The following is an 11,685-nucleotide window of genomic DNA, read 5'->3' on the forward strand; positions in this document are numbered from 1 at the left end:
TGATCGAACACGGCGTGCCGGAAACCATCGTCGCCGCTCTGCTCGCCGCCGGACCTCGGAGCTTTGCCGACGAGCCGGCGTGGCAGGCCCACCTGGACGACCTTGGTGCAAAAATAGCTATGGGGTTGTCGCGGCGGCAGGCGGGTCTGTAAAGAACTCGCCCACTGACCCCGAGGACCTTGATGCCGTACAAGGCGAATGAACCGCGCCGCCACAGGATCCCCAAAGCCCGGTACAAAGTCGAGAATTGGGCAGAGTACGACGCGGCGCTGCGGCGGCGGGGCAGTCTGACGGTCTGGGTGACGCCCGAAGCGATCGCGGCCTGGTTGCCGGCGGCGACCGGGCGGCGGGGAAGGCCTAAGAAATATTCAGACATCGCCATTGAAGCGGGGTTGATGCTGAGGCTGGCGTTTGGTCGACCCTGGCGCCAGACCGAAGGTATGCTGGGGGCGATTATGGACCTGCTCGGCCTGGATCTGCCGGTTCCCGACCATACGACCTTCTCGCGCCGCAGCGCCGACCTGGGTGTCGCGACGGCCCTGAAGAAGGCGAGCGGCCCGGTCCACGTGGTGATCGACAGCACGGGCCTGAAGGTGTTCGGATCGGGCGAGTGGCTGCATGAGAAGCACGGCGGCAAGCCGCGCCGGAGCTGGCGAAAGCTCCATCTGGCGGTCGATCCGGACAGCGGAGAGATCCTCGCCTCGGAGCTGACCACCACGGACGACGGCGATGCATCCCTGGTCGGCCCGCTGCTCGAGCAGATCGACTGCCCGGTGTCGGCGGTGTTTGCTGATGGCGCATACGATGGCGAGCCAGTCTACCGCTCCGTCGCCCGGCACAAGCCTGACGCCGCGGTGATCATTCCGCCCCGATCAACCGCAGTACCGAGTGACACGGCCGAAACCGACCCGACCCAGCGCGACCGACACATCCAGCTGATCGAGGAGCGTGGCCGGTTGGGATGGCAGCGGGCGGTTGACTACGGAAAGCGCTCCCTGGCGGAGGTGGCGATGTTTCGTTATAAAAAAGTGATCGGTCGCGGCCTCCACGCCCGGACTCTGCCGACACAGAAGACCGAGGCCAAGGTCGCCTGCAAGGTCATCAACATCATGACCGGCCTCGGCATGCCGGTGTCCCGCCGGGTCGCCTGACCATTGCGGGAAAGGGCGAAATCCGCCCACTCCCTCATTTCTGCACCAAAGTCCCCTCATGCGGCAGCGCGGCCTGAACGACAGCGCGATCCGCTACTCGCTTGGACTTCAGGGCATCGAGGTTCCCTATGATGTGCTGCGCGGCGAGAAGACCTTGCAGGAGGCGATTGCCGATGGCTCGATGAACCAGAGCGGAACGCCGTCGTCATGGTCACCGCCACCCGTTCCGCCGGCACCTAAGCCCGACCTGTCACCCAAGGGGAGCAGCCAAGCAGGTTGGCAGCCGAGTACGACAGTTCCGTCCCTTGGTGCTATGCGCCGTTCGGTGATGAGCAACACCAAACCGCCCCGGTGTTGAGACTGAACGGCAGGCCAGAACCTGCCGTAGCTCTACCGCCGCCGCCGAGAACGTCCCGGTGCTTCCGTTTGGCGAAGGAACGCCGCGTTTGCACGTGTGTTAGCAGAATATGCGAAGGATTTTTCGAGCACTCATTGTAATATTATTGTTCGAAGCCGTATTGGTGTCGTTCTTTGGCATCATATTCGTGTTAATATCACTGTTGTAGCACATGAAAAGGCCCGCTCCGGATGATACCAGAGCGGGCCTAAGTTATGAACATGACTTGCCATAGGTTGGCACTGGTACCCTCAACCGACCGATGCACTGGTAGTCGCCGGTATCGACCGGCATACGCAACATGGGTAGACCGACGATTTGTGCAGGCACGAAAAGGCCCGCTCCGGAGGCTGACAGAGCGGGCCTTCCCTTGAGGATCGTCCAGAGCAGACAGACACCCCGTCAACTCGGCACATCGTGCATCATCACGGCTCTCGATAGGCATACGCGCTTTGGATAGGCCGCAGCATGAGCCAATGCTTGTGGCTGCTATCATAGCCGCACTGCGATCGCCGTTGTAGCAAAGAAGAAGACCCGCTACGGATGCGATGCCAGAGCGGGTTTAAGTCATCTCATGACTATGCGCGTCAGAGTAGGCTACCGGCAGCCTAAACGGGCTCATACATCAGTTGACGCTAATACCAGCCGGTATACGCAACTTGGACACGTCAGCAGGCAGAAAAAAGGCCCGCTCCGGAATGCCGACCGAATGAGCGAGCCTTTGAGGAGACGTTGTCTTTTCTCGGAGCTAGATCTCTAACGCTTAGGTCGCCGCTTGCCGAAGCCCCCAAACGTCTCAATCATCAACCGGGCACTCCTCTAATCATCATAGTTCTCAGCCGGTATACGCAGCTTGGACGTGTTGCATACAGGCATGAGAAAACCCGCTTCACAGGACATGAACGCGGGTCTTAAGTTTTCCACACCACTTTGTCGAAGTGTCGCTCGGCCTGGCTCTTTGTGAGCTCTATCCCGTAGTGATGACGGGGCATAATCTTCCTGTCAGCTTATCATTGCGATAACTCAGCAGGTATACGCACCCTGAATAGGACGGGGACTGAAAACTTCCCCGCTTATCAACTTCATGCGCCGTCGTCGTAGTCGAACATCAGATCGTCGGCATCAGCCCGCATCCGGTTAGCGAAGACCATCTCCCTAGCCGCAGCCCTGGCAAAGATCGCCCGCAAGCGCGGCGTCGGCGCGTCGTCTGCCTGCTGGGACCAGTGTTCAAAGCATGCCTCAGCCCGGTCGGCTGCATCGAGGCACAGCTCGGCAAGGTCCAGTTCGGGATCGCGCATCGGGGTGGTCATCCAAACCTCCATCGCCGAGTCTGAACCAAACCCTCGCCGACCCATTTCCGCCGGTCCGCGGCTACATCGATCCACAGACCGGTCATGAAGTCATTGAGACATGTCTTGGCCGCAAGCCGCTTTTCGTAGTGACGATCGGCGTCGTCGTATATCCGCTCGATCCATTGGACATCGCGGGGCCGCTCGTATGGATCGGCCGGTATTGCCCACTCCCCCGGCTGACGCTGCAAGATCGGCTCCCCGAAGGCGTTGACCAGCAGTTCCCGGCGATCAGCGCAGATCCAACGGGCGTAGGGTAGCGCGAACGCCAGATGGAACTCGGCATCGGTCCCGAACATCGACTTGCCGGTGATTGACGTATGTGTCCGCTTTCTCGGCTTCATCGGTAATGTCTCCCATTTTTATAGACTAATAACATATTATCTACAAGACAGTTTGTATAATGGATTTCGCTTCGATGAAGCCGTTTCGGGAAAAACCCCATGGATAAGGCTGATAGAAGCCTTTGCGGAGCGAAGAGCCGGGCGGGATCTCCGTGCAAGAAGCCGCCAATGAGGGGCAAGCAGCGATGCCGGGCTCATGGTGGTGCGACGCCGAAAGGGAAGCATACCGGACCGATGACGCACGGGCTGTATTCCAAGTCCATGAGTCCGGCGGAGAAGGAAGTCTGGGACGACATCGCGCTCGACACGCTCGATGACGAAATCCGCATGTGCCGCATATGGTTGGCACGGGCCGGCGCCTTGGACTACGAGGTCGGGCAGAACCCGCACGACCCGAAGGACATGACCGGCTTCGAGTTGACCGAGATCCGCAGGACGACGGGTGGCGGCAAGACAAGCACCGATGCGGTATCGAAGCGGCCCGACCTGTGGGCACGGAAGGACCGGCTGCTGGGCCGGCTGGCGCAGCTCGTGAAGACGCGGGCCGAACTGATCGCCTCCAAGGCTGAACACGGTGACGGGGATGGCATGCCCCTCCCCTGGGTGGACTGATGTCGGAGAACGCTATGCCGGTAACGATCGATGCCGCCCAGGTCGAGAAGTTCGCCGCACGTGGGCTGCCGGCCGACGTAATCGCCGACTTCATCGGTGTGTCGCGCGACACCTTCAAGGCCAGCATGACAGGCGATCCGGCTGTTGATGCCGCATGGCGCCGCGGCCGGGCCAACCTTCAGGCGAAGACAATGGAGTGGCTGGTGATCAGCGCCCGGAAGGGATCGGTTCAGGCACAAATCTACTTGGCTTGATCTGCCGTCGATGAAGTTGGACACCGGATTGACCATATGGAAGAACCGATGGGAAATCCGAAGAACAACCCGAAGCTGCCGACGAGTTCTGGCGAGACTGCCGGACCGACGGTTATTCAGCGCTGGAGCGCTGCTCGCAAACGCGAGGTGGTCCTCCGGCTGTTGCGCGGCGAGTCCCTCGATGCGGTCTCGCGCGAGATCGGCGTCGAGGTCTACCGGCTGGAGCGCTGGCGCGACAAGGCGCTGGCGTCCATGGATGCCGGCCTGAAGGAGCGTAGCGACGATGATCCTCTCCAGGCCGGTCTCGACGCCGCCCACAAGCGGGTCGGCGAGTTGAGCATGGAGAACGAACTGCTGCGCGCCAGGATCGGACGCCTGGAGACCGGCACGCCTTTTCACCGGGCGAGGTCGCGCAGATGAGCGCGGCGATCTCGCCTTCGACCCAGCGGCCCTACGGCGTGCAGCGGGTCTGCCGCATCTGGGCCCTACCGCGCTCGACCTTCTACCGGGCAAGTCGCCCGGCCAACGCCGCTCCTGCCAAGCCACGTGGACCCAAGCCGCCGGTCGATGACGAAAACCTGCTCGCCGCCATCCGGGCCGACCTCGCCGCCTCACCGTTCTCGGGCGAGGGGCACCGCAAGGTCTGGGCCCGCCTGCACTACGGCCTGGGTCTGCCGGTTGGTCGCAACCGCGTCCTGCGCCTGATGCGCGACAATCAGCTGCTCTCGCCATTCCGGCGGCCGCCGCGCCCGGCCAACGATCATGACGGCACCATTCTGACCGAGGCTCCGGACGTGCTGTGGGGAACCGATGCCACCCTGGTGCAGACGGCCGAAGAGGGCCGGGTCTGGGTGTTCGCCGCCATCGACCACTTCAACTCCGAGGTCGTCGGGCATCATGTCTCGATCGACGGCTCCCGCTTCTCGGCGCTCGAGCCAATCAGCCAGGCGGTAATATCCCGGTTCGGCGGGATCGCGGCCGATGCCGCCCGCGGCGTGTCGCTGCGCCTGGACAACGGGCCGCAGTATACGTCCCACCACTTCTCTCACCAGATCAGCCACTGGGGCATGGCGCTGAGCTACGCCTTCCCGCACCAACCGCAATGCAATGGCGTCATCGAGCGGTTCTTTCGGACCCTCAAGGAGCAGGCGATCTGGGGCCGAACTTTCCGCACCGCCGCCGAGGTCAGGGCGGCGGTCACCGACTTCATCGCCCGCTACAACGCTGCCTGGCGGCTGGAGCGGCTGGGTTATCTCAGCCCGCTCGACTACCGAAACCGACACCTCCAGCTGGAAAGCCGTGCTGCATGATCCATCCCGATGTTCGATCGCGGGCTGATCATCCCGCCGTCCCGACCTGCCATTCGGCAGGCCGCCGCGCGCAGGACCGGTCAAGCAGGGCCAAAGGCCCCCGCGACAGCGGCTTGTGCTTGACCGGGCCGAGCACGGTGGCATCCTTCCCTCAGGTCGGAAGCCCACAACCCAGACCAACCACACTGTAACCCTTCTCCGGTGTCCAAGTTATTGGGGGCGGTACACCCTTGCGGGCGCGGTCGAAGCGGATCAGATCCTCGGCACTCGGCGTCTCGATGCCGCTCTCCCGAGCCAGACGCCGCAGCATCTCCTGGTAATCCTCGCCGCTGTCCCGGCGCACCAGGCGGCGCAGCGCGGCATTGGCCTCCTGGGTCGAGGCATCGACGCCGATCCGCTGGCCGCGGACCAGATCGTGCCGGTCAGCAATCTCCAGGATGAAGCCGAAAACGGCATGATGGATCTCCAGCGGCAGGCGCGAGCGGGTCACGCTGAGCGTCGAATGGTCGGGCGCCGTCTCGCCCTGCGTCAGCTTCAGAAACCGGTGTAACGACAGCGAGTCGGCACAGCGCCAGGCGATCTCGCGCTCCGACTCCAGGCCCTCGAATTGACCGACAAACAGCATGCGGAAGTAGCGCCCCGGAGGGATCGACGGGCGGCCAACACCATCCTTGTAGTACGGCTGGCACAGCATCTCGACCGCTTCATCGAACTCCGCTTCCGACAGGACTTCATTGCAGCGGTCGTAGAAATAGTGGCGCGGCGCCAGCGCCACCGCCAAGGGGCTGCCCGACCACGCCACTTTCCCACGATCGCTCAACCGTCCCATTGCCATGTCGCGCCCCCTCCAGCACACGATCGGCGGGTAACAGGTCAGCGCGGCTCTGGTTTCTCAACGGACTGCTAAGGCGGAGACGGCACGCGATGGTTTCGTTGCCGGCCTGCTGGCGGTGCCGGCACCGCTGCGCCTCACCCTGACCTACGACCAGGGCAAGGAGATGGCGCGGCACAAGGAACTGGCCGCGCTCACGGGCCTGCGCGTTTACTTCGCCGACCCGCATGCCCCCTGGCAGCGTGGCTCCAACGAGAACACCAACGGCCTATTGCGCCAGTACCTACCCAAGGGCACCGACCTGTCGGTGTTCTCGCAGGCCGCGCTCGACGCGATCGCCGCCCGGCTCAACGGTCGGCCGCGCAAGACGCTCGGCTTCGCGACCCCCGACGAGGTGTTCGCCGCGCTGGTGGACAAGGCCGCCAACGCCGTCACGTCACGAAATGCGGAGGGTGTTCGCTACGGAACTTGAATCCGCCCGGGATTCAGATATACGGTAGGCTCTGCCGCCGGATGCCAAAGGCAGCGGACGTGATCGCGCGTGGAACCGACCAGCAAGAAGTGTTCCATCACGAGCTTTCACCTGACCCTTCTGCCTGGTTTTGGAGAGGCATCCAGTCAGTGAGCAGCGGTTAACCCGGATGTTGCCCGCACAGCGGAACAGCTCTGCTGTGCTTCAGACGCCCCGCGTCAGGCCAGGAGCTTGCGCAGCACAGCATCCAGCTGCTGGGGGGTAACGGGCTTGTGGATGATCTCAAGGCCGTGGCGGGTTGCGTCGCGCACATGGTCCGGTCGGGTTTCGCCGGTCAGGATGGCGCCCTGGATATCCGTATCGAACATCTCGCGGATCGCCAGCACGACATCAGTACCGAAGTACCCACCGCCCAGTTGGTAGTCGGCCAGTACGATATCCGGGCGACGCGACGTGGCGCGCAGGCGGTCCAACGCGCGGTCCCTGGAACTCGCGGCCAGCACCGTGTAGCCCCAGCTCCTGAGGATTTCCTGGAGCGCCTCCAGAACCAAGTCGTCGTCGTCCACCAGCACGATAAACCGACCCCGGTTGTCCTCGGCAGCTGAGAGCATAGACTGCGGAACCGGCTCTCCAGGGAAACCAAGCGGAACTTCGATGCTGAACACCGACCCCGCGCCTGGGTGTGAGCGAACGCCGACGGCATGGTCGAGCAGTTGCGACAGGCGCTGCACGATGGCGAGCCCGAGCCCGAGCCCCTGGGTCCGGTTACGCTCCAGGTTGCCGACCTGCTGGAACTCCTCCCAGATCCGGCCCAGATCGCCCGGCGAGATGCCGACGCCCGTGTCTTCGACCTCGATCCTCAATCGGCCCTCGCCCTCCCGGCACCTAATGTAGATGTGGCCGGAGTCAGTGTACCGCACTGCGTTCTCAACGAGGTTGCGCACCATGCGGCCCAGTAGCGTGCGATCGCTCCGCACAGCCGCTCCGCAGGCCGCCACCTCCAGCTCCAGACCCTTGACTGTGGCGACCGGGGTGAAGGCGGCGCCGATCTCGTCAAGCAACAGTTGGACGGGGAAGTCCTCGACACCCGGCTCGATGATCCCGGCGTCGAGCCGCGAAATGTCCATTAGGCTGTCGAGCAGGTTCTTCATGGCGTCGAGCCCGCCTTGCAGGTGGGCCAGGATCTCGTGACCTTTGTTGCTGGAGACATAGCTCCGCAGGACGCTCACAAAAAGTAGGAGGGATTGCAGCGGCTGGCGCAGGTCGTGGCTGGCAGCGGCGAGGAAACGGGACTTGGCCTGGTTGGCCCGGTCGGCTTGTTCCTTGGCGTCCCGCAGGGCCTCCTCCAGGGCCTTGCGTTCTGCGATGTCGTAGAAGGCCGTGACGCCGAGGGTGATGCGGCCATCCGGCCCACGCACGGGCGCCGTGCTGACCGACAAGGTAGTGATGTGGTCATCACCCCGGCGGTAGATCATCTCCTCCTGGTCGACCACCTCACCACGGAGCAGAGTACGGACCAGGGGGTACTCCTCGGCCCGGTAGGGCGTTCCATCGGCGTGCAGGGCGCCGTACCGGGCATAATCGGGATAGTCGCCGATGTCCGCCAACTCATGGCCGAGCAGGCGGACCGCGTGGTCGTTGTGCATCAGGTGCCGCCCGGACGGGGCCTCGGAGACGACCAGACCAGACGGCAACCGCTCCACCACGGCTTTGAAGACCGCCTGCTCGGCATCAAGCCTTCGGCGCAGGCTTTCGCGTTCCTCCTCGGCTAGGCGCTCCTTGGTGCGGTCGCGCAGGATCTTAAGGAAGCCCTCGACGCGGCCGTTGCGCAGCGGCATCAGGAGGCCGGTCGCCCAAAACCGGCTGCCATCCTTGCGCACATGCCAGCGCTCGTTGCCCGCCCGTCCTTCGCCGAGGGCCTGTGCCATTTCAACCTTCAGGACGCCGCCCGCGCGGTCCTCGGGGGTTAAGATCACGTTGGCCTCACGGCCCAGGATCTCCTCCTTCTCCCAACCCAGAATGTTGCGCGCGCCGGTGTTCCAGCTGGTGATCCGGCCCTCCAGGTCGAGCGTGAAGATGGCGTACTCGGTGGCGCTCTCAAGGATAAGATCGAGCCGCTTCTCGCCCCGGCGGAGTGTGTCAACCTCCTCTTTCGCCGTCCGCAAGGCGGCGATCGCCTGGTCCTGTTCCCGTCGAAGCCGGGCATTATCCTCCTCAAGAGCGGTCATCCTTTTCAAGAGCGTGGCACGCCCAGCGTTCTTACCATCAGCCTTGAGCGCGTGGTCATCGGCCATGAAATGCGGCTTCTTCCAACTGCGAAACTCATCGCCTCGGGGACATAGCCAAGTAATGTATCATAAAACGGTTGAACCGACCCGCTCTATCCACAAAACACTTCGTTTTCGCCCGTTTTGATCTGGCTCAAGCCGTGGAACAGAATTGGCAGAAGTGTTCCACAGTGATGCCCGATAGTCCCCTTGCACGATGTATTTCCCAGTGATCGGTGTAAAATCAAAGCCAAAGGAATGTACATGAATGCGTGCACTTAGGGCTCACGCCAAAACAATCGCTTCATTTAGTCTTCGGGGAGCGATGGTGTAGGTCCACTCTGGGTGGAAGTCATCACCGGTAATGGCGATGGCGTCCATCTCGGTGTCGCTCACCTTCAGGCCCTTGGGATAGTCGGAGCTGTCGAGTTCGCAGGCGACCTTCAGGCCGGTCGCGGTGGTGGTCGCGGCGATCAGTTCGACGAAGACGAGGCGGCTTGTCAGCGGGTGGGCGCGCCATGTCTGTGCAATATGACTGAAGAGCCGATGCTCAATCTTGTTCCACTTTGAGGTGCCCGGCGGGTAATGACAGACGGTGATGCTCAAGTCGGCCTCATCAGCCAGATTCTGGAGTTCGAACTTCCAGAGTCGGACCCGCGCACCGTTGGAGCCGCCGCAGTCGGCAGTGATCATCAGCCGGGATGCTGCGGGATAGCGCTCGCGGCCCATCTTTTCCAGCCACAACCGGATGGAATTGACGGCGAACTGAGCGGTGTCGTGGGTGATGCCGACGCTGACCCAGCCACTGTTGTCGGTGACATCGTAGACCCCGTAGGGGATCGCCTTGCCCAGCGTCTTGTCCTCGAAGTCGTGCCCATTGACCCGGCGCGGGCGGCTTTGGGCACGCCAGTCGGTGCCGGCATTCTTGAAGTTGCCAATCAACTCCTTCTTCTTGGTATCCACCGAAATCACCGGCTGTTCGGCCGCCTGGAACGCGAGAACCTGGGCGTTGATGTGCTCGAACTGAGCGTCGCGGTCGCAATGGCCGCGGCCTTCGTTGGCCTTGAACTTTCCCTGACGGCTGAAGCCGAGGGTGCGCAGCAGTCGCCGGACCGTGTTGGCCGACACGCGGTGTCCCATTCCGCGCAGCGCCGCCGCCAGTTTCTCCAGGCTCTTCGACATCCAGAGCAGCGGTCTCATCGGATCACCCAGCGTCACCGGTTCGACCAAGCGCAGCAGGTCTTGCACGAGCGTGGCGTCGGTGTCGCTCAGCTTCTTGCGTCCACCGCCCGGTCGCCGGACCCGCTGGTCCATTGCGGGGGCTGGGGCGAGGTCCTTCAGCCCCCGTCCGATCGTACTGCGGGCGATGCCGGTCGCCCGCGCCACGGCGGCAAGCCCGCCATGGCCGAGCGCCCGCACTTGCGTAGCGCCGAACAAACGGCGTCCCCGTTCGTCCAGGCTCGGACGCAATAGCTCGTAGTGGCGGCGGATCTCGGGAGCATGGCAAAGTGTGGGAGGCGGTGGAATTGAAGATGTTTACTGCCAATAGGGTAGCGCCTCCCGAAGGTAGTTTTGGGACAAGACTGACCTTGCCCCCGTGCAGCGCCTCCCATAGCCGGGTAAGATCGGCGAGAGGATGGAGGCGGAATGACGAAATCAACACGAGCGCGCTATACGCTGGGATTCAAGGAAGAGGCTGTTCGTCTGGTCACCGGTGGCGAGCGGGTGGCGACGGTCGCCAGGAATCTCGGCCTGTCGGAGCAGACGCTGCATAACTGGGTCAAGGCAGCGGGCAACGGCGGATTGAAAAGTTCTGCTGCACCGGTAGTCGGCGCTGAACAAATGGAAATCAGTCGTCTGCGAACAGAATTGTCGCGCGTGAAAATGGAGCGCGATATCTTAAAAAAAGCGGCGGCGTACTTCGCCAGGGAGTCTCTGTGAAGTACGCCTTTATTAAGCGACACCGCCGGGACTGGCCTGTCTCTATACAATGTTCTGTCCTGGAAGTCAGTGCCAGGGGATTTCATCAGTACCTGGACCGTGAGAAAAGGCCCGACAAAGACAGGGGACGCGTCAGTGACATGGCCCTGCTGACCCACATCAAGGCGATCCATGCCGAAACCAGGGGCGCCTATGGATGGCCTCGGATCTGGCGTGAGCTGCGGCACCGAGGCCTGCGGGTCGGTAAGGAGCGGGTGCGCAGGATGATGCACGACAACGCCATTCGGGCGCGGTCAAAGCGGAAATACAAAGCGACGACCGACAGCAATCATGGCTTGCCGGTCTCGGACAACCTGCTGAACCGTAACTTCCAGCCGGAACGGCCGGACCTGGTGTGGACCGGCGACATCACGTATATTGCCACGCAGGAAGGCTGGTTGTACCTGGCCGTCGTCATCGACCTGTTCAGTCGGCAGGTGGTCGGCTGGGCGATGGGCGAGCGCATGACACGACACCTCGTGATCGACGCCCCGACCATGGCATGGTTCCGGCGGCAGCCGGCGAAAGGCTTGATCTTCCATTCGGATCAAGGCTCGCAATATGCCAGTATCGATTTCCAGGCAACCTTGCGCCGCTACGGCATACGCGGATCGATGAGCCGCAGGGGCAACTGCTGGGACAATGCGGTGACGGAAACGCTTTTCGGCTCGTTGAAGGTTGAACGCCTGCATGGCATGCACTTCGAAACCCGGCGCC

Annotated in this window: 11 protein-coding genes and 3 pseudogenes; 9 read left to right on the top strand and 5 right to left on the bottom strand. The window is 62.8% G+C overall.

The annotated features are described in order from the left end of the window. Window positions 1-182 precede the first annotated feature (182 nt). The gene (locus AC5JJ6_RS23030; RefSeq protein WP_496044292.1) at window positions 183-1,151 is read left to right on the top strand and encodes an IS5 family transposase; all 969 of its coding nucleotides are present in this window, start codon (window positions 183-185) and stop codon (window positions 1,149-1,151) included. A gap of 58 nt (window positions 1,152-1,209) precedes the next feature. After that, window positions 1,210-1,509: a hypothetical protein gene (locus AC5JJ6_RS23035; RefSeq protein ID WP_496044293.1), complete on the top strand. Its 300-nt coding sequence runs from the start codon at window positions 1,210-1,212 to the stop codon at window positions 1,507-1,509. Window positions 1,510-2,630: 1,121 nt separating this feature from the next. Here the strand turns inward: AC5JJ6_RS23035 and AC5JJ6_RS23040 are convergent. After that, window positions 2,631-2,858, bottom strand: coding sequence for a hypothetical protein (locus AC5JJ6_RS23040; RefSeq protein WP_496044294.1), 228 nt, complete (start codon window positions 2,856-2,858; stop codon window positions 2,631-2,633). Further along, entirely contained in the window at window positions 2,855-3,241 is a 387-nt protein-coding gene (locus AC5JJ6_RS23045) for a hypothetical protein (protein WP_496044295.1), read from the bottom strand. Before AC5JJ6_RS23045 ends, AC5JJ6_RS23040 begins: the two co-directional genes overlap by 4 nt. Window positions 3,242-3,340: 99 nt before the next feature. Here AC5JJ6_RS23045 and AC5JJ6_RS23050 point away from each other — a divergent pair. The 5 genes and pseudogenes from AC5JJ6_RS23050 to AC5JJ6_RS23070 form a co-directional block, all read left to right on the top strand. Beyond that, window positions 3,341-3,439, top strand: a pseudogene (locus AC5JJ6_RS23050) (HGGxSTG domain-containing protein); the annotation flags it as partial. Window positions 3,440-3,475: 36 nt separating this feature from the next. Continuing rightward, window positions 3,476-3,853 carry a hypothetical protein gene (locus AC5JJ6_RS23055; protein ID WP_496044302.1) on the top strand — a complete coding sequence of 126 codons (378 nt, stop codon included), beginning with the start codon at window positions 3,476-3,478 and terminating at the stop codon, window positions 3,851-3,853. 14 nt (window positions 3,854-3,867) lie between these two features. Continuing rightward, the gene (locus AC5JJ6_RS23060; protein ID WP_496044296.1) at window positions 3,868-4,107 is read left to right on the top strand and encodes a hypothetical protein; all 240 of its coding nucleotides are present in this window, start codon (window positions 3,868-3,870) and stop codon (window positions 4,105-4,107) included. A gap of 48 nt (window positions 4,108-4,155) precedes the next feature. After that, window positions 4,156-4,527: a transposase gene (locus tag AC5JJ6_RS23065; protein WP_496044297.1), complete on the top strand. Its 372-nt coding sequence runs from the start codon at window positions 4,156-4,158 to the stop codon at window positions 4,525-4,527. Beyond that, window positions 4,524-5,417, top strand: a complete 894-nt coding sequence (locus tag AC5JJ6_RS23070; RefSeq protein ID WP_496044298.1) for an IS3 family transposase — start codon at window positions 4,524-4,526, stop codon at window positions 5,415-5,417. The genes AC5JJ6_RS23065 and AC5JJ6_RS23070 overlap by 4 nt, the downstream gene beginning before the upstream one ends. Before the next feature lie 151 nt (window positions 5,418-5,568). On the opposite strand, the gene AC5JJ6_RS23075 is transcribed toward AC5JJ6_RS23070, so the two are convergent. Beyond that, the gene (locus AC5JJ6_RS23075) at window positions 5,569-6,252 is read right to left on the bottom strand and encodes a transposase (RefSeq protein ID WP_496044299.1); all 684 of its coding nucleotides are present in this window, start codon (window positions 6,250-6,252) and stop codon (window positions 5,569-5,571) included. A gap of 49 nt (window positions 6,253-6,301) precedes the next feature. Here AC5JJ6_RS23075 and AC5JJ6_RS23080 point away from each other — a divergent pair. Continuing rightward, window positions 6,302-6,721: pseudogene (locus AC5JJ6_RS23080) on the top strand (IS30 family transposase); the annotation flags it as partial. Window positions 6,722-6,939: 218 nt separating this feature from the next. Here the strand turns inward: AC5JJ6_RS23080 and AC5JJ6_RS23085 are convergent. Then, window positions 6,940-9,015, bottom strand: coding sequence for a PAS domain-containing hybrid sensor histidine kinase/response regulator (locus tag AC5JJ6_RS23085; protein ID WP_496044300.1), 2,076 nt, complete (start codon window positions 9,013-9,015; stop codon window positions 6,940-6,942). A 258-nt stretch (window positions 9,016-9,273) separates the two neighbouring features. Further along, the gene (locus AC5JJ6_RS23090) at window positions 9,274-10,515 is read right to left on the bottom strand and encodes an ISAzo13 family transposase (RefSeq protein ID WP_496044301.1); all 1,242 of its coding nucleotides are present in this window, start codon (window positions 10,513-10,515) and stop codon (window positions 9,274-9,276) included. 120 nt (window positions 10,516-10,635) lie between these two features. Here AC5JJ6_RS23090 and AC5JJ6_RS23095 point away from each other — a divergent pair. Beyond that, window positions 10,636-11,685, top strand: a pseudogene (locus AC5JJ6_RS23095) (IS3 family transposase); the annotation flags it as partial.

This window comes from Skermanella sp., assembly GCF_059503625.1.